Origin of the sequence: Roseateles sp., from assembly GCF_036486225.1 — a bacterium.
Taxonomy (GTDB): Bacteria; Pseudomonadota; Gammaproteobacteria; order Burkholderiales; family Burkholderiaceae_C; genus Roseateles.
On sequence record NZ_DASVNZ010000221.1, the window covers coordinates 1 to 17254 of the forward strand.

Genomic DNA, 17254 nt, shown 5'->3' on the forward strand with positions numbered 1-17254 from the left:
CTGGCTCGGCGACGACCTCACGCCGCGCGAGCGCGACGTGCTGCGCATGCTGTGCCTGGGCCTGGACAACAAGTCGATCGGCCTGCGGCTGGGGGTCGCGGCCGGCACGGTCAAGACGCATGTGAAGACGCTGCTGCAGAAGCTCGGCGCGCGCAGCCGCACCCAGGCCGCCACCGAGGCGCTGCGTCGCGGGCTGCTCGACGACGAGCCGCTGATCGACGATCCCTTCCCCCATCCGGTGCGCGCCGCCGCCGCGCGCACACCGGCGCCGGGGCTTTACGGGCTGCGTCCGCTGCCGGCCGCGTGAGCCCGGGGTGACCCGTTGCTGACCCGTTGCTGGCCTGGACTGGTCCTCGCGGCGGCGTGCCTGCTCGGCGCCGGCCGGGCGCCGGTGCATGCGGCGGGGGCGGCGGAGGCGGGTCTGACGGACTTCTCGCACCGCTCCTGGACCGTCCGCGACGGCGCGCCGCCGGACGTCTGGACGCTGGACGGCGGGCGCGAGGGGGTGCTGTGGCTGGGCACCGGCATGGGCCTGTACCGCTTCGACGGCCTGCGCTTCGAGCGCTACCGGCCCGCCGATCCCTCGCTGCCGGCGCTCAACATCAACGCGCTGCTGGTCGACGGCGACAAGAGCCTGTGGCTCGGTCTGTTCGATGGCGGCGTCGTGCACCTGCGCGAGGGCCAGGTCGTGCGTCATGGCCCGGCGCAGGGGCTGCCGGGCGGCCGCGTGCTCAGGCTGGCGCGGGCGTCGGGTGCGTTGTGGGCGGCGGCGGGTCAAGGGCTCGCCCGCTTCGACGGCCAGCGCTGGTCGCGCATCGGCGAGCAGCAGGGTTATCCGGAGCCCGGCGCCGAATACCTGTTCCGCGACCGGCAAGGCACGCTCTGGGTCAGTTCCGGCGAGCGGCTCTATCGCCTCGCCGCGGGCGCCGAACGCTTCGAGTACACCGGCGTGTCGACCGGCCGGACCGCCGTGATGACGCAGGACGGTCAGGACCGGCTCTGGCTGGCGGACGGACGCGGCGGCGTGCGGCCGCTGGGGCTGCCGGGATCCTGGCGCGCCTGGGCGGCGTTGCCGGAGACGGCCCCGATGCCCGGGCCGGTGCGCGTGGACGACCTCGCCGCGGCGCCGTTCTCGCCCAGCGTGGTGTCCTCGCGCGACGGCCAGGCGGTCACGCGGGTCAAGCAGATGCTGTTCGCCAGCGACGGCGGGCTGTGGGTGACGGTGAACGGGCGCGGCGTGTTCCGCACCGACGCCGCGGAGACGGCGCGCCTGCTGGCGGGCGAGCAGCTCGACTGGACGAGCGGGCAGTGGTTCACCGTGGCGGACGGGCTGGGATCGTCGATCACCGTCCCGCTGCTGGAAAGCGACGACGGCGAGATCTGGGTCGGCACCAATGCCGGCGTGAGCAGCCTGCGCCGGCACCGCATCCAGCGCGTGACGCGGCTCGAGGATGCGGCCGCCACCGGCTTCAGCGTGCAGCCGGACGGCAGCGGCGTGCTGCTCTCCAGTTCCTCCGCGAGTTGGCGTGTCGACCCGCCCGGCGGCCCGGTGCGCGAGAACGGCATCGATCCCCGCCCCCTGTTGCGGCGGCCTCCCACCCAGGCGGTGCGCGCGACCGACGGCTCGCTCTGGCTGTGGGACGACGAGGCGCTCTGGCGCTCGCCGCCGGGCGGCCGCTGGGAGCGCTGGAACCTGCCCTTGCCCGCCGGCACGCGGGCCGCCGCGCAAGGCATGGCCGCCGATCCGACGGGCGGGCTGTGGTTGTCGCTGCGCGAGACCGGCGTGTTCCACGCGACGCGCGCGGGCCTCGAGCGCGTGAGGGACGCGGAACTCGACGGCGCTCCGCCGGGCGCGCTCGCGGTCGATGCGGACGGCGCGGTCTGGTTCGGGCACGACGGCGTGCTCACGGGCATCGGCGACCATGGCCAGCGTCTGCGTTTCGGACCGGCGCAGGGGCTGCGCACCGGCCGCATCCTGACGATGATCAACACCCGCCACGGTCTGGTCGTCGCCGGCGAGAACGGCGTGGCGCTGGGACGCGACGGGCGCTTCGCCACCATCACCCTCGATCGCGACCCGGCCTTCGGGCGGGTCTCCGGCGTCGTCGAAGCCTTCGACGGCGACCTCTGGCTCAACGGCGGACGCGGTCTGGTGCGGCTGGCCGCGGCGGAGGTGCCGTCGCTGTTCGACGAGTCGGCCCATCCGCTCAGCTACCAGCTGCTCGACGCCGCCGACGGCCTGCCGGGCGTCGCACGCCAGGCCTCGGCGACGCCCACGGCCGTGCGCGATGCCCGCGGCCGGCTGTGGTTCGTGACCAACCTGGGCGTGGTCTGGCTGGATCCGGCGCGCACGCCGCGCAATGCGCGCGAGGTGGGCGTGGACGTGCAGGCGCTGATGGCCGGCGGACAGAGTTATCCGGCCGCACAGGGTCAGGAGTTGCCCAAGGGAACGAACGCGCTGACGCTGCGTTATGCCGCGCGCGTGCTGAGCAAGGCGGAGCAGGTCCGCTACCGCTTCCGGCTGGTCGGCGTCGATGCCGACTGGCGCGACGCCGGCACCGTGCGCGAGGCGACATACGCCAACCTCGGTCCCGGGGACTACCGCTTCGAGGTGCTCGCGTCGAATCCCGACGGCCTCTGGAGCCGTCAGCCGACCGTGCTGGCGTTCCGCATCGTGCCGATGCTCCACCAGCAGCCGGTGTTCCGCTGGGCGGCGGCCTTGGCGCTCCTGGTGGCGGTCTGGGGCGGGTACCGGCTGCGGATCCGCGCGCTGCAGGCGAGGCTGCGCCAGCGTCTGGCCGACCGCCACCGCGAGCGGGAACGCATCGCGCGCGATCTGCACGACACCCTGCTGCAGGGCTTCCAGGGTCTGCTGCTGGGACTGGACGCGAGCGTGCGGCGCGTCGCCGACGCGGCGCTGCGCCACAAGATGGAACGTGACCTGACGCGTGCGGAGGCCCTGCTCGCCGAAGGGCGCGATCGTGTCGGACAACTCCGCCAGCGCATCGACGACGAGGACGCCGCCGATCGGCGCGGCCGGCGGGGACATGACCCCGATGACCGTGATGACGGAGACGAGGGCGACGGGCGCGACGAGGCCGGTCGTGGCGGTGGCGAGGGCGGCGGAGAGGGCGGGGCCGGCGGTGCCTGGCCGGACCGGCTGTCGCGTGCCGGGCAGGACCTGATCCGTCCGCCGGGCCAGTTCCGGATGCGGGTGAGCGGGACGCCGCGCGCGCTGCCGGCGCCGGTGGAGGACGAGCTGCTGCTGATCGCGCGCGAGGGCTTGACCAATGCCGATCGCCACGCGCGGGCGACCGAGGTGACGCTGGAGCTCGACTACCGGGCCGACGCCGTCACGCTGACCGTGCGCGACAACGGCATCGGGCTGGCGCCGGACTGGGCGTGCCGTCAGGCGCGCGGCGTGAGCTTCGGCATGTGCGGGATGCGCGAGCGGGCGCGGCTGGTGGACGCGGGCTTCACGGTCCGCAGCGTGCCGGGCGCCGGCACCGAGCTGGTGCTGCGCGTGGCCGATGCGCGACACCCGGGTTGGCTGGCGCGCTGGCGGCAGGCGCGCACCCCCGTCTCTCCGTGAATCCCCATGAATCCCCGTGAAGTCCCGGAGGGTCAGGGCAAACCCCGCTCCCTAGAATCCGCGCCGTCGAAGTCCGACGCTTGACGAGGGAAGAGAGATGAAGAAGTTTGCCGCGCTGTCCGCGCTTTGCCTGTCCTTGACCGCCGCGCTGCCGGCCTTCGCCGATCCGGCGCCGGTGCCCGACACCGCGCAGGCGCAATCCCTGCGCGACGCCGTCCGCGCCGACCGCAAGGGCGTCGTGCTGAAGGCGCTGGCCCTGGACGAGGCGCAGACCAAGAAGTTCGTCCCGGTGTACGAGGCCTACGAGCGTGAGCTCGCCGCGCTGAACCGCCAGTTCACCCGCATGTCGGTGGAGTACGTGCAGATCGGCGAGAAGCCGACCAACGCGCAGTCGAAGTACTTCTCGCGCGGCTACCTGGGTTATGTCGACGCCGAGCAGAAGCTCTACAAGAAGTACCACCCGCGCGTGGTCAAGGCGATCGGCGAAGTGGGCGCCGCCCGCTTCCTGTCGGTCGAGCGTCGCATCCGCGCCCTACAAGACTACGACCTCTGGATCTGAGAGCGGGGGCTACTGCGCGAACGTCATGCGTCGTTGGTCGGATGCTCGGAATCCTCACGTACAGGAAGTACGTTCCGGTTCCTCCGCTCCGCCCGCCTAGCCTGACGTCCGCTCGCTACGCCCCGACAGACCGGGCCGGAGTCAGATCCAGCCGAGATCGATGGCTCTGAGGACCGCCTGGGTGCGGTCTCTCACGCCCATCTTCGCGAACACCGCGGAGCAGTGGTTCTTGATGACGCCTTCGCTGTTGCCCAGCAGCGCGGCGATCTCGGTGTTGCTGCGCCCGCTGGCGACCAGCCGCAGCACCTGAAGCTCCTTCGGGCTGAGCGATTCGGGCTCGGGCGTCGCGGCGAAGGCACGCTCCACCGGCGCGCGTTCCATGCGCTCGGTCAGCAGCGGCCGCAGCGCGGTCGATCCGCCGACCACGTCGCGCAGCGCCTGCACCAGCGTGTCCGGGCTGATCGCCTTCAGCAGGAAACCCCGCGCCCCGGCCCGCACCGCCTCGTCGAAGGCGGCCGTGTCGTCGAAGGTCGTCAGCAGCACCACCGGGATCTTCAGCGCCCGCGACGCCAGCGCCCGGATCAGCCCGATCCCGTCCAGCCGCGGCATGCGCATGTCCGACAGGATCACGTCCGGCTGCTCGCGCGCCAGCAGCTCCAGCGCCTCCGCCCCGTCCGAGGCCTCGCCGATCAGGCGGATGTCGTCGTGCAGCGCCAGCAGGCCCTTCAGCCCCTCGCGCACCAGTTGCTGGTCTTCCACCAGCAGCAGCTTGATCGTGGTATCGCTCATGTCGTGTCCTTCCCTGGATGCGCCGGCCCGCTTCAGGCGCGCCGCGGGCAATTCAATTCGATCAGGAATCCGGGGTGATGCCGCAGCACCTGCATCGTCCCGCCCAGCTCGGCCATGCGCTCCTGCATGCCCTTGAGGCCGTTGCCCGCGCGCAGCTTGCGCGTGCCCCGGCCATTGTCGTCAACCCGCACGCGAACCTGTGAGCCCGCGGACAGCAGGCCCGCCGCGGCAGAGCGTCTGTCGGCGAGCGCCGATTCCCTCGCCATCTCCCCTGCAGCCTCCCCGGCCTTGATCGGAACCGCGACCTCCACCGCCTCCAGCGTCACCCGCACGTGGGTCGCGCCGGCATGGCGGACGGCATTCGTCACCGCCTCCTGGACGCAGCGCAGCAGCGCATGCGCGCAGCGCGGCGTCAGGTCCTGCGCGACCGGGTCCAGCACCAGCTCGATCTGCGTGCTGGCGATGCCGTCGGCCAGCGTGCGCAGCGCCGCCTCGAGGTTGATGCGCTGGCTTTCGCGCTCGCGCGAGACGGCCGCGCGCACCTCCGCCAGCAGCCCCGCGGCGCCGAGCTTGGCCTTCTCCACCGCCTGCGCCGCGCCCGGCTCGTCGTGGCGCTGCAGCAGCGCCTCGCTGAGCTGCAGGTGCAGGTTGAGCGCCGTCAGGTGGTGGCCCATCACGTCGTGCAACTCGCGCGCCATGTGCATGCGTTCGGCGTAGCGCAACTGCTCGATCTGCAGGCGCTCGCCGGATTCCTTCTCGGCCAGCATGGCCTGGAACCAGCGCCGGCGTTCGCCCTCGGCGGCGGCCAGCCGGCCCAGCCCGAAGGCCATCCCGTGCAGCGCCACCATGGACATGGACAGCCCCACGCTGTTCAGCCACCAGGGCATGTCGGGCTGGATCTGCTCCAGCCGCTGGGCCTCGCTGGGCAGCAGCCAGTACAGCGCGACGTTGATGACGACCTGCGCCAGCGCGAAGTTGAAGGCGCGCCGCACGTTGAGCAGCAGCGCCGCCAGCACGGTGACCAGGAAGGGGAGCCCGGGCGTCACCAGCAGCGCCAGGAAGTCCAGCAGCACCACCCGCGACAAGGCGTTGCGCGGCGGCAGGTCCAGGTGCTGCTGACGGGCCAGCCGCCAGAAGTGCCAGGCGAAGACCATGACCAGCGCCAGGCAGGTCAGGACGAAGGGCGCGTCGTGCGTGGTGCCGCCGGTGCGGCGGTAGAGGCTGGCCAGGACGCCGTCGTAGGGCTCCGTCTGGTTGCCCATCAGGCCCCAGATGGCCGAACCCAGTTCCAGCAGGCAGATCGCCAGGGCGGCAATGCGCAGCACGAAGGCGGGCTGGGCGATGCGGGCGAGCAGACGATCGAGGGGGCGATCCAAGGGAACGGTCCAGACAAGGCGGCGACAAGGTGCCAGCGTGCCACAGGCGACGTCCGGCAGGGAAGGTGCGCATTGTCACGGGACACCCGCGGGGCGCCGGCGCTCATGCGACGAGTGCCCCGAATCGCCGGATGAGTTGCGGGCCGCGCCGCCTCGGGCGGCAGCTTCGGGAAGGCCTAGGCGATCGCCTCGGCGATCACGCCGCCGCCCAGGCAGACATCGCCGTCATAGAGCACAGCGCTCTGGCCCGGTGTCACCGCCCATTGCGCCTGCGGGAAGTCCAGGCGGATGCTGCCCTCGCCCGGCGTCAGCGCGCAGGCGGCGTCCGCCTGGCGATACCGGGTCTTGGCGCCGAAGCCGCCGAAGGCTGGCGCCTCGTCGGTCCAGCTCAGGTCCTGCGCGACCAGGCCGCGGCTCTGCAGCAGCGGGTGGTCGTGGCCCTGGACGACGATCAGCGTGTTGGATTCCAGGTCCTTGCGGGCGACGAACCACGGCGCGTGCTCGCCGCCGCCGCGCGGCGCGCCCTTCTCCTTGATGCCGCCGATGCCCAGTCCCTGGCGCTGGCCCAGCGTGTAGAAGGACAGGCCGACGTGCTCGCCCACCTTGCGGCCGCGGTCGTCCTTGATCGGACCGGGCTTCTGGGAGAGGTAGCGGTTGAGGAACTCCCGGAACGGGCGCTCGCCGATGAAGCAGATGCCGGTCGAGTCCTTCTTCTTCGCGTTCGGCAGGCCGATCTCCTCGGCGATGCGGCGCACCTCGGTCTTGGGCAGGTCGCCGACCGGGAACATGGTCTTCTGCAGTTGCGCCTGGTTGAGCCGGTGCAGGAAGTAGCTCTGGTCCTTCAGCGGATCCAGCCCCTTGAGCAGTTGCACGCGGCCGTCGACCTCGCGCACCCGGGCGTAGTGGCCGGTGGCGATCTTCTCCGCGCCCAGGCGCATCGCGTGGTCGAGGAAGGCCTTGAACTTGATCTCCGCGTTGCACAGCACGTCCGGGTTGGGCGTGCGGCCGGCCTGGTACTCGCGCAGGAATTCGGCGAAGACGCGGTCCTTGTACTCGGCGGCGAAGTTGACGTGCTCGATCTCGATGCCGATGACGTCCGCCACCGCCGCCGCGTCGACGAAGTCGATGTTGGAGGAGCAGTACTCGCTGTCGTCGTCGTCTTCCCAGTTCTTCATGAAGATGCCGACGACCTCGTGCCCGGCCTGCTTCAGCAGCCAGGCCGTCACGGCGGAATCAACGCCGCCGGACAGGCCGACGACGACGCGTTGCTTCTTGGGAGTCATGGGGCGGCATTGTCCCAAAGGTGGCAAATCCCCGTCCGCGCCCCCCATTCAGGTGTCAGGGATGGCTGACAAGGGTTTGCGCCAACGCCGACAGGCGTGCCCGCCATTGCCGACTCCACCGCGTTCCGGCGCGGGAAGAAACTGAATGAAACAGGGAGCACGAGATCATGAACATCGTCATCGTCGACGGATCCATCACGGCGCGGGCGCAGTGGCAGGCCTTGCTGGCGCGGGAGCGCCAGATCCACGTGGTGGGCGAGGCCGCCTGCGAGCAGTCCGCCATCGAGGTCATCACGCAGACGCAGCCGGACGTGGTGCTGATGGACCTGGCGCTGCAGCCGGGCAGCGGCCTGCGGGTGCTGCGGGCGATCCGGCAGCTGGGCGTCGGTGCCCGGGTGATCGTGCTGACCCACAGCTACTACGAGGAGATGCGGCGCGCCTGCGCGGAGCACGGCATCTCCGGCTTCTTCGAGAAGGGCCTCCAGTGCGACGAGGCGCTGGCGACCCTGCGCGGCTGGCTCGCCCCGCTGCAGGCGGACGAGCACGAACGCCAGGCGGCGGTGGACGGGCTGGACGTGCAGTCGCGTGTCCACGTCGCCTTCGACGAACTGGCGGATCTGGCCTGCGACATCAGCGGCGGCGCGATGGCGGCCGTCGGCCTGGTCGACGGCGAGCAGCTCCGGCTGATCGGCACCTCCGGCCTGCAGCTGCGGCAGATCCCGCGGGCCCGCGGCCTGTGCACGCACGTGATGCACCACGGCCACCTGCAGGAAGTGCCCGACACCTGGCACGACCAGCGCTTCCTGGACCATCCGCTGGTGCAGGGCGCCCCCTACGTGCGCTTCTACGCGTCGGTGCCGCTGTCGCTGTCGACCGGCGAGGTGGTCGGCAGCCTGTGCGTGATGGACCGGCTGCCGCGCCGGCTGCGCGAACGGCAGCGCGAGTCGCTGATGACGCTGGCGCGCTGCGCGGTCAACGAGCTGGAAGCCTGCCGGCGCGAGCCGCGCCACAGCGAACAGGCGATCAGCGCCGCGATGACCCTCTGAACGGCCCGCTGAACCCGCCGCCATCGCGCTCACGGGCCCTTCGGGGCCCGTCGCCGTTGCGGGCCGCTCAGTGCGGCCAGGCTCGCGGCGCGTAGAGCGAGGGATGGCCGCTCACGGCCTCGATCGGCAGTCGCCGGCCGGCGGCGTGATCCTCGATGCACTGCAGGATCAGCGGGCTGCGATGGCGGTCCTGGCTGGCGCGGATCTCGTCCAGCGTCAGCCACAGCGTGCGCTGGATGGGCTCGTCGAACGGACGACCCGGGATCTGGTCGCCGACCCGGCCGGTGAAGGCCAGCCGGACGTAGGTGATGTCGTCGTTGCGGTCGGGACGCAGGAAGCGCGACATGTAGACGCCGAGGAAGGCGTCCGGCGTGAACGGCCGGGCGGTTTCCTCGAGGACTTCGCGGACGACGGCGTCGATCGCGGACTCCGCCTGCTCCAGGTGGCCGGCGGGGTTGTTCAGCAGCAGTCCGTCGCGGGTGAGTTCCTCGACCAGCAGGTAGCGGCCCTCCTGTTCGATCACGGCGGCGACGGTGACGCTGGGCTTGAATCGTTCGGTCATTGGTCCTTCCTGAGCGGGCGGCTCGAGCCGCGGCGCCAATGCCGGGAGCGGCCACCTCGATGGGTGCGGGCCGCATTGTGAACGCCGAAAATGAAAAACCCCGGCGGGCCGGGGTCTTGTCATTCGGACAGGGGATCAGCGACGGTCGTGGTCGTTGCGGTCGCGATCGGGACCGCGCCCGTGGTCACGGTCATGATCGGGCCCGCGGCCATGGTCCCGGTCCGGTCCGCGGCCAGGCCCATGATCCGGGCCCCGGCCGTGATCGTGGTCGTGGTCGTTGCGCCAGTCGCGGCGGCCGTCCGGACGCCAGCGGTACTCGGTGTGCTCGCGGCGGTATTGCGGCGCGTAGACGTCGCGGTACCAGGTCTCGCGGACGAAGTACACCGGCCGGCCGCAGGCGTTGTAGCGCCCGCAGTAACGCGCCCAGTTCTTCTGGTGGCCCGGGGGCACCATCAGGTAGACCGCGGGCTCCGGCGCGGGGACGCGCTGGACCAGGATCGGCCGCTCGTACACGACCTGCGGCCGGACGTTGCCGATGTCGATCTGCCCGTAGAAGCCCGGCTCGCCGATGCTCACGGACACGCCCACGTCGGCCGCCCGGGAAGCCATCGGCACCAGGGCCGCCATCGCCAACGCACTGCTGAAAACCATCTTCTTGATCATGGGGTGACTCCTTTCGGGGGTCATTGAACGCCTCCATTTAACGCCGCTTTCACCCCTTCGGACGACCGCTGTTCACCACTCGAAACAGCATTGCCCGCAGGTTGCTTTCCGGTTGCCTGCGGGTTGCCGACCTGCACCTCCCTGGTGAAAACCCCTGTCGCGGGCGAGCCTCGCCCAGGGCGGTGACCCGGTTAAGCTCGCCTCGACCCTGAATCGGACGGAGGACCTCCAGATGCTGATCGGTGTGCCGCAGGAAAGCGCGGCGGGAGAGACGCGCGTCGCCGCGACGCCGGAAACCGTCAAGAAGCTCGTCGCGCAGGGCCATGCGCTGAGGGTGGAAAGCGGCGCGGGCCTGAACGCCAGCGCCACCGACGAGGCCTTCGCCGCCGCGGGCGCGGAGATCGTCGACCGGGCCGCCGCCTTCGGCGCCGACCTGGTGCTCAAGGTGCGGTCGCCGGATCCCGGCGAGCTGCCGCTGTTCAAGCCCGGCGCCGTGCTCGTGGGGATGCTGAACCCCTTCGACCGCGACGGCCTGCAGCGCCTGGCCGAGGCCCGACTCACCGCCTTCGCGCTGGAGGCGGCTCCGCGTACCTCCCGCGCGCAGAGCATGGACGTGCTGTCCAGCCAGGCCAACATCGCCGGCTACAAGGCGGTGATGCTGGGCGCCTTCCACTACCAGCGCCTGTTCCCGATGCTCATGACCGCCGCCGGCACGATCAAGGCCGCGCGGGTGGTCGTGCTGGGTGTCGGCGTCGCGGGCCTGCAGGCGATCGCGACGGCCAAGCGGCTGGGCGCGGTGATCGAGGCCTCGGACGTGCGGCCCGCCGTCAAGGAGCAGGTCGAGTCGCTGGGCGCCAAGTTCATCGACGTGCCCTACGAGACCGACGAGGAACGCGAGGCCGCCGTCGGCGTCGGCGGTTATGCCCGCCCGATGCCGCCCAGCTGGCTGCAGCGCCAGCAGGTCGAGGTCGCCAAGCGTGTCGCGCAGGCCGACGTCGTCATCACCACCGCGCTGATCCCCGGCCGTCCGGCGCCGGTGCTGGTCACCGAGGAGATGGTCCGGGCGATGAAACCCGGTTCCGTGATCGTCGACATCGCCGCACCCGCCGGCGGCAACTGCCCGCTGACCGAGCCCGGTCAGACCGTGCGCAAGCACGGCGTCACGCTGGTCGGCGAGACCAACCTGCCCGCGCTGGTCGCGGCGGATTCGTCCTCGCTCTACGCGCGCAACCTGCTGGACTTCCTCAAGCTGGTGCTGACGAAGGAGGGCGGGTTCGCGCTGCCCGCCGACGACGACATCGTGACCGCCTGCCTCGTCGCGCACGAGGGCCAGGTGTTGCGCAAAGCCTGATCGCAAGACCTGCCCCCCCCGCCTCGCCCCCTGTTCCCCCGGAAGGAGCTCTCCGCATGGACGCCGTCTCCCCCACCCTGATCAACCTGACGATCTTCGTGCTGGCCATCTACGTCGGCTACCACGTCGTCTGGACCGTCACCCCCGCGCTGCACACGCCGCTGATGGCCGTGACCAACGCGATCTCCGCCATCGTCATCGTCGGCGCGATGCTCGCCGCCGCGCTCACCGAGACCATGCTCGGCAAGGGCCTGGGCACCTTCGCCGTCGCGCTCGCGGCGGTCAACGTCTTCGGCGGCTTCCTCGTCACGCGACGGATGCTGGAGATGTTCAAGAAGAAGGAACGCAAGTGACCAAGCCCCCCATCGAAGCGGACCGGGCCGAGCGCCGGGCCGCTCCCAAGCCGGCCCGGATCCCCTCGGGGGATCGGGCGATGTACCCGTCGACCGAGGGGCTCACATGTCGATGAATCTGGTCACCCTGCTCTACCTGATCGCGAGCGTCTGCTTCATCCAGGCGTTGAAGGGGCTGTCGCATCCGACGACCTCCATCCGCGGCAACCTCTTCGGCATGGTCGGCATGACCATCGCCGTGCTCACCACCGGCGCGCTGATCCTCAAGCTCGCCGGCGGTCAGACGCTGGGCCTGGGCTACGTGCTCGGCGGCCTGGTCATCGGCGGCGGCATCGGCGCGGTCATGGCGCAGCGCGTCGAGATGACCAAGATGCCGGAACTGGTCGCCTTCATGCACAGCATGATCGGCCTGGCGGCCGTATGCATCGCCGGCGCCGCGGTGGTGGAGCCGCATGCCTTCGCCATCGCGCCGCGCGGCGAGCCCATCCCCGGCGGCAACCGCATCGAGCTCGGGCTCGGCTGCTTCATCGGCGCGGTGACCTTCTCCGGGTCGGTGATCGCCTTCGGCAAGCTCAGCGGCAAGTACAAGTTCCGGTTGTTCCAGGGCGCGCCGGTGACCTTCCCCGGCCAGCACTGGCTGAACGCGATCCTCGGCCTGGCCGCCGCGTTCTTCCTCTTCGGCTTCTGGCATTCGCAGAGTTCGATGGACTTCATCCTCATCGCGCTGCTGGGCTTCGCCCTGGGCGTGCTGCTGATCATCCCGATCGGCGGCGCCGACATGCCGGTGGTCGTGTCGATGCTGAACAGCTACTCCGGCTGGGCGGCGGCGGGCATCGGCTTCTCGCTCAACAACAGCATGCTGATCATCGCGGGATCGCTGGTGGGCAGCTCGGGCGCGATCCTGAGCTACATCATGTGCAAGGCGATGAACCGCTCGTTCTTCAACGTGATCCTGGGCGGTTTCGGCGCGGAAGCCGGCGCCGCGGCCGCCACCACGCAGCAGCGCAACGTCAAGAGCGGCAGCGCCGACGACGCCGCCTTCATCCTCGGCAATGCCGAGAGCGTGATCATCGTCCCCGGCTACGGCCTGGCGGTGGCGCGTGCGCAGCACGCGGTGAAGGAGCTCGCGCAGAAGCTGATCGACAAGGGCGTGACGGTCCGCTATGCAATCCACCCGGTCGCCGGCCGCATGCCCGGCCACATGAACGTGCTGCTCGCCGAGGCCGAGGTGCCCTACGACCAGGTGCACGAGATGGAGGACATCAACGCCGAGTTCGGCCAGACCGATGTCGCGATCATCCTCGGCGCCAACGACGTGGTGAACCCGGCCGCGCTGCAGAAGGGCAGCCCGATCTTCGGCATGCCCATCCTCGAGGCGTACAAGGCGCGCACGATCATCGTCAACAAGCGCTCGATGGCGGCCGGCTACGCGGGCCTGGACAACGAGCTCTTCTACATGGACAAGACCATGATGGTCTTCGGTGACGCGAAGAAGGTGGTCGAGGACATGCTCAAGGCAGTCGAGTAGCCTACTCGCGGGGCGGTTTTCGCGCGTCCACGGTCATCTTCCAGCACTATGGGTAGATGGCCTACTGACTTGGGTGGAAGGCGTCGTCGTAAAGCGCAAGTCGAGGCTGATGCGGCCAGCGACTGACATCAACAGACTGCGGGTTCCCCTCCGCTTCTGCTGTCCCTGATGTCCGCCACCCAAGAACCGATGCCCGGCGCCATTGCGCCGCTGATCCCGACAGATTCCCTCGTTCCCCGTCCGCGCGGGCGTCGAGCGCGCCACGACGAGGAAGAGCCCATCGACGAGGTGCCAGCGGTCTCCGCCGGCGCCTCGCCGGAACCCGCCACCGTAGAGACCGCCGCCGCCTCGGCCAGTCCGGACGCGAGCACGTCGCCGGACGTCGATGCCGGCGTCCCTGCCGCTTCCGTCGACACGGCGCCCGAGGCATTGCCAGTCGAGGCGCACGGACATGACGATCGCTACGGCGTATTGCTGGCCGCAGGGCTCGGCGTCCTGGGCATCGGCGGCGCGGCCAGCCACTCGGGCAATCCGCCGCCACCGATCGCGGTCATCGATCCGCCGAAACCCGATCAACCCAAATCGGACCCGCCTGGGGTAGAGCAGAAGCCGGATCCCGGGTCGTCGAAGCCAACCGGTCCTGATCAACCTGCGCCCGATCAACCTGCGCCCGATCAGCCCAAGCCCGATCAGCCGAACCCCGATCAGCCGAACCCTGATCAGTCGAAGCCCGATCAGCCGACCCCTGATCAACCGACACCGCCTGATCCTGGCAAGCCGAACCCCGACCCCGATCCGGCGGGCGACCCTGATCCGAAGCCGTCGGCCCATGTGCCGGTCGCGCCGACCCTGTCGCTTCAGAAGGACACCGGCAGCAGCGATCACGATCTGATCACTGCGTCAGGGGCGGTGGACGTCGCCGGGCTGGAAGCGGGGGCCACACTCGCCATCAGCCTCGACGGCGGCAGGACCTGGACGCCGCGCGCCGGCGATGCGTTGCTGCCGGACTCGCTGTTCGACGCCGACGGTGCCAAGCACCTGCAGGTCAGGCAGATCGATGCGAAGGGCAATGAAGGCGAGGTCGCCGAACTGAGCTTCGTGCTGGATCGCGCCGCGCCGGAGGCGCCGCGCTGGACGATGCCGGACGGCAAGCCGGCGCTGGGCGCCGCCGACGTCATGGCGCTCCAGGGCGTTGAAGCGGGCGCGCTCGTCGAGTACCGCCTCGACCCGGCGGCGCCGTGGCTCATCGCGAAGGACGGGCTGATCTCGGCCTCGCAGTTCCAGCATGACGGCAGCGTGCACATCGACGTGCGACAGACGGATGTGGCCGGCAACGTGAGTCCGACGGCGACGCTGGTCGCCAACATCGACGTCACCGTGCCCGCGACCCTGACCTTGTCGCTCCAGAAGGACACCGGCAGCAGCGATCACGATCTGATCACCTCCTCGGGGTCGGTGAACGTGTCGGGTCTGGAGGCGGGCGCCACGCTCGCCGTCAGCCTGGACGGTGGCAAGACCTGGACCCCTCGCGGCGGCGATGCGCTGCTTCCGGATTCGCTGTTCGCCATTGATGGCGAACAGCATCTGGCGGTCAGGCAGATCGACGGGGCCGGCAACGAAGGCGCTGTCGCCGAACTGTCCTTCGTGCTCGACCGGACGGCGCCGGACGCGTTGCGCTGGACAATGCCGGACGGCAAACCGGCGCTGGGCCTTGGCGACGTGATCGCGATGCAGGGCGTCGAGCCCGGCGCGCAGGTCGAGTATCAACTGGAGAATCATCCGCTGTCGCCGTGGCTGGACGCCAACGACGGGCAGATCCGCGTGTCGCAGTTCCATCAGGATGGCACCCCGTACATCGGCGTGCGGCAAGTCGATCTGGCCGGCAACGCGAGTCCGGTGACGACGCTGACGGCCAAGGTCGACGTCACCGTGCCCGCGGCGCCCACGGTCCTGCTGCTCAACGACACCGGCGCCAGCAGCACCGACCGGATCACGTCCTCGGGCGACTTCCGCGTCAGCGGCCTCGAGTCGGGCGCCCAACTGCTGGTCAGCCTGGACGACGGCTCATCGTGGAAGGAGATTGCGGCGGACACCATCGCGCTCGATGAACTGAACCAGGCATGGAACTACGGTCCCCTGACCCTTCAGTTCAAGCAGCGGGACGCGGCAGGCAATGTCGGTGACGCCGCCACGCTGAGCTTCACGCTGGACCGCGAGGCCCGCACCCCGAACTGGTCGTCCTCGAACCCGGACCACAGCGCCGACGCGACGACCTTGAACGGACAGGACACTTTCAAGGTGCAAGCCAGCAGGAGTTCCGGTTCCGGCGCGGACAGTCTGGCCTACCGCATCGATGGTGGCAGCTGGGAAACGGTCCCCGCCGACGGTCAGTTGCCATTGAGCCGGTTCGGCGCCGACGGCCGGCATCAACTGGCGTTGCGCCAGACCGATCTGGCAGGCAACGTGGGTGAGCGGACGCTCCAGGTGATGACCGACCTCACGCCGCCCGACAAGCCGGCGATCAGCGTAAAAGCCAACCCTGACAGTGGACAAGGCGAATTGACGATCGAGGGCCTGCATGTCGGGGACAACTTCGAGTTCCGGTTCAACGGCGGTGGGTGGCAGCAGGGATGGAAGTGGACGGCGAACGACGCCGACACCGCCTATCTCTCGAACGGCTATGCCCGCGACCAGGGGCGTGTCGGGGAGAACACGATCGAGGCCCATCTGATCGACGCCGCCGGCAACGTGGGGGCCGCGACCGCGTTCACTTTCCAGTACTCCGCCGCAGGCGGCGGCACCGTGATCTGAGCGCTCCGCCCCCTAGGTCCGAGGTGTCGCCGGCACCCGCGATGACCTAGCATCTGCCGCGGCCGGCCTCTTGCGGGGCCGGTCGTTGCCTTTCAATGTGCGACGTGGGGGCGACTTGGCGGTATTCACCCGATCGATGGAGGTCCGTCCGGCAAGGGCGACGGTGTCGATCCGGCGGCTCGTGCTGCTGGTGGCACTGCCGCTGCTGGCGCTTTGGGCTGTCCATCTGTTCTCCCAGCAATACGGCACCGCGATGCCGGCGCAGGTGCTGCGCCTCACCGAGGCCCGCCTGCTCCCCGGCGATGCCCGCGATCCCGCGCAGGTCCGTGGCGCGTTGCCCGATGCGCCGTTCCACGTGCCGCCCGATGTACGCACGCCGGCCGGTCCGGCCTCGCCAGACGCCGCCGCGTCGGCCGTCGTGTCCCAGCCGTTGAATCCGACGGCCACACCGACGCCGATGCCCTCGACGATCCCGACGACGCCCGCGGTGCCGCTCGCGCCGGGGCATGTGGTCGCGCTGCCGGTCCAGATCCATGACACCGACGCGCCGGGGCCGCTCTGGTTCGCGCTCGACTTCCGCCTGGACCGGGCCGCCGAAGCGCCGTACTGGCTCGTGATCCAGCATCGGCCCGCGGCCACGGTCTATCTGGACGGCCAGCTGATCGCCACCTCCAGTCCCGGCAGCGGCTACTCTGCCGAAGACGAGGACGACCTCGCGCAACGCGGCCTCCTGCTCGCGGGACGCCGCCTGCAGGTCAGCATCCCGCCCGCGATGCTCCCGGCCGGCGAACATCGGCTCAGCCTGCGTCTGGCGCGTCCGGGCTTCGAGGGCGCCGGGCTGTCCGCGCCGCTGCTGGGGCCGTCCGTGCAGATCCGCGCGCTGCAGGAGGGGCGCCGCTTCTGGCAGGTGATCCGCGTCACGACGGCGCTGGCCGGCATCGTGATCGGTGCGTTCATGCTGATGGTCTGGCTCGCCTTGCGCCAGGAGTGGCTGTACGGCGTCACCGGCCTGTTCTGCCTGTGCACCGCGCTGCTGCTCTCGCCCTACCTGCTCAACGGCGCGCTCTTCCCGGCGCCCTGGTGGCGGGTGGCGCTCGATCTGGCCGACGTGCTCTCGAAGGCGGGCCTGCTGTTCCTGGTCGCGCGGCTGTCGGGCATCGCGGCGCGCTGGCCGGAGAAGATGGCTGTCGCCTACCTGGTGCTCGGCACCGTGATCGACGGCGCGGCCGCCTTCCTGGGCTGGAGCTGGACCGATTTCCACCACCCCTGGCCCTGGTGGGCGCTCGGCAGCCGTGCCGTCGTGCTCGCGGCCGCCGCGCTGCTGGCGGCCCGCGCCGCGCT

13 protein-coding genes, 1 other RNA gene and 1 pseudogene are annotated in these 17254 nt (G+C 70.6%); 10 read left to right on the forward strand and 5 right to left on the reverse strand.

Annotated elements, in window-relative coordinates; translation table 11 throughout:
- From VF536_RS15280 to VF536_RS15295, 4 genes are all read left to right on the forward strand, one after another.
- Positions 1 to 307 (forward strand): response regulator transcription factor (locus tag VF536_RS15280; protein WP_331615721.1); only part of this gene is annotated, 307 nt, incomplete at its 5' end.
- Positions 308 to 322: 15 nt separating this feature from the next.
- Complete coding sequence (locus tag VF536_RS15285; protein WP_331615722.1) at positions 323 to 3592, forward strand: triple tyrosine motif-containing protein; 3270 nt, start codon at positions 323 to 325, stop codon at positions 3590 to 3592.
- Between the two features lie 97 nt (positions 3593 to 3689).
- Positions 3690 to 4151 (forward strand): hypothetical protein, encoded by a 462-nt coding sequence (locus tag VF536_RS15290; protein WP_331615723.1) that lies wholly within the window; start codon positions 3690 to 3692, stop codon positions 4149 to 4151.
- Positions 4152 to 4207: 56 nt separating this feature from the next.
- A non-coding RNA gene (locus tag VF536_RS15295) (sX9 sRNA) lies at positions 4208 to 4282 on the forward strand.
- Between the two features lie 10 nt (positions 4283 to 4292).
- Here VF536_RS15295 and VF536_RS15300 read toward each other — a convergent pair.
- From VF536_RS15300 to mnmA, 3 genes are all read right to left on the reverse strand, one after another.
- A complete protein-coding gene (locus VF536_RS15300; protein ID WP_331615724.1) occupies positions 4293 to 4940 on the reverse strand; it encodes a response regulator transcription factor in 648 nt (215 codons plus the stop codon).
- Positions 4941 to 4972: 32 nt separating this feature from the next.
- On the reverse strand, positions 4973 to 6316 hold the full coding sequence (locus tag VF536_RS15305; RefSeq protein ID WP_331615725.1) for a sensor histidine kinase: 1344 nt from the start codon (positions 6314 to 6316) through the stop codon (positions 4973 to 4975).
- Between the two features lie 176 nt (positions 6317 to 6492).
- Positions 6493 to 7599 (reverse strand): tRNA 2-thiouridine(34) synthase MnmA, encoded by a 1107-nt coding sequence (mnmA, locus tag VF536_RS15310; RefSeq protein ID WP_331615726.1) that lies wholly within the window; start codon positions 7597 to 7599, stop codon positions 6493 to 6495.
- A 167-nt stretch (positions 7600 to 7766) separates the two neighbouring features.
- Between mnmA and VF536_RS15315 the strand changes: the two genes are divergently transcribed.
- A complete protein-coding gene (locus tag VF536_RS15315; RefSeq protein ID WP_331615727.1) occupies positions 7767 to 8645 on the forward strand; it encodes a response regulator in 879 nt (292 codons plus the stop codon).
- Positions 8646 to 8712: 67 nt separating this feature from the next.
- Here VF536_RS15315 and VF536_RS15320 read toward each other — a convergent pair whose 3' ends face one another.
- Together VF536_RS15320 and VF536_RS15325 are read right to left on the reverse strand one after the other, a co-directional pair.
- Positions 8713 to 9207: an NUDIX hydrolase gene (locus VF536_RS15320; protein ID WP_331615728.1), complete on the reverse strand. Its 495-nt coding sequence runs from the start codon at positions 9205 to 9207 to the stop codon at positions 8713 to 8715.
- A 135-nt stretch (positions 9208 to 9342) separates the two neighbouring features.
- The gene (locus VF536_RS15325) at positions 9343 to 9870 is read right to left on the reverse strand and encodes a hypothetical protein (protein ID WP_331615729.1); all 528 of its coding nucleotides are present in this window, start codon (positions 9868 to 9870) and stop codon (positions 9343 to 9345) included.
- Between the two features lie 232 nt (positions 9871 to 10102).
- On the opposite strand from VF536_RS15325, the gene VF536_RS15330 reads away from it, so the two are divergent.
- The 5 genes and pseudogenes from VF536_RS15330 to VF536_RS15350 all read left to right on the forward strand — a co-directional run.
- Positions 10103 to 11221, forward strand: coding sequence for a Re/Si-specific NAD(P)(+) transhydrogenase subunit alpha (locus tag VF536_RS15330; RefSeq protein WP_331615730.1), 1119 nt, complete (start codon positions 10103 to 10105; stop codon positions 11219 to 11221).
- 56 nt (positions 11222 to 11277) lie between these two features.
- Positions 11278 to 11574, forward strand: a complete 297-nt coding sequence (locus tag VF536_RS15335; protein WP_331615731.1) for an NAD(P) transhydrogenase subunit alpha — start codon at positions 11278 to 11280, stop codon at positions 11572 to 11574.
- Positions 11575 to 11680: 106 nt separating this feature from the next.
- Positions 11681 to 13102: an NAD(P)(+) transhydrogenase (Re/Si-specific) subunit beta gene (locus tag VF536_RS15340; RefSeq protein WP_331615732.1), complete on the forward strand. Its 1422-nt coding sequence runs from the start codon at positions 11681 to 11683 to the stop codon at positions 13100 to 13102.
- 168 nt (positions 13103 to 13270) lie between these two features.
- Positions 13271 to 15913: an Ig-like domain-containing protein gene (locus tag VF536_RS15345; RefSeq protein WP_331615733.1), complete on the forward strand. Its 2643-nt coding sequence runs from the start codon at positions 13271 to 13273 to the stop codon at positions 15911 to 15913.
- Between the two features lie 136 nt (positions 15914 to 16049).
- Positions 16050 to 17254, forward strand: a pseudogene (locus VF536_RS15350) (hypothetical protein); the annotation flags it as partial.

What these genes read in the sequence shown, in the direction of transcription:
- VF536_RS15330 (WP_331615730.1), top strand. Translation starts at nt 10,103, where the DNA reads ATGCTGATCGGTGTGCCGCAGGAAAGCGCGGCGGGAGAGACGCGCGTC.
- VF536_RS15345 (WP_331615733.1), top strand. Translation starts at nt 13,271, where the DNA reads ATGTCCGCCACCCAAGAACCGATGCCCGGCGCCATTGCGCCGCTGATC.
- VF536_RS15325 (WP_331615729.1), bottom strand. Translation starts at nt 9,870, where the DNA reads ATGATCAAGAAGATGGTTTTCAGCAGTGCGTTGGCGATGGCGGCCCTG.
- VF536_RS15300 (WP_331615724.1), bottom strand. Translation starts at nt 4,940, where the DNA reads ATGAGCGATACCACGATCAAGCTGCTGCTGGTGGAAGACCAGCAACTG.
- VF536_RS15290 (WP_331615723.1), top strand. Translation starts at nt 3,690, where the DNA reads ATGAAGAAGTTTGCCGCGCTGTCCGCGCTTTGCCTGTCCTTGACCGCC.
- VF536_RS15340 (WP_331615732.1), top strand. Translation starts at nt 11,681, where the DNA reads ATGTCGATGAATCTGGTCACCCTGCTCTACCTGATCGCGAGCGTCTGC.
- VF536_RS15315 (WP_331615727.1), top strand. Translation starts at nt 7,767, where the DNA reads ATGAACATCGTCATCGTCGACGGATCCATCACGGCGCGGGCGCAGTGG.
- VF536_RS15335 (WP_331615731.1), top strand. Translation starts at nt 11,278, where the DNA reads ATGGACGCCGTCTCCCCCACCCTGATCAACCTGACGATCTTCGTGCTG.
- VF536_RS15320 (WP_331615728.1), bottom strand. Translation starts at nt 9,207, where the DNA reads ATGACCGAACGATTCAAGCCCAGCGTCACCGTCGCCGCCGTGATCGAA.
- mnmA (WP_331615726.1), bottom strand. Translation starts at nt 7,599, where the DNA reads ATGACTCCCAAGAAGCAACGCGTCGTCGTCGGCCTGTCCGGCGGCGTT.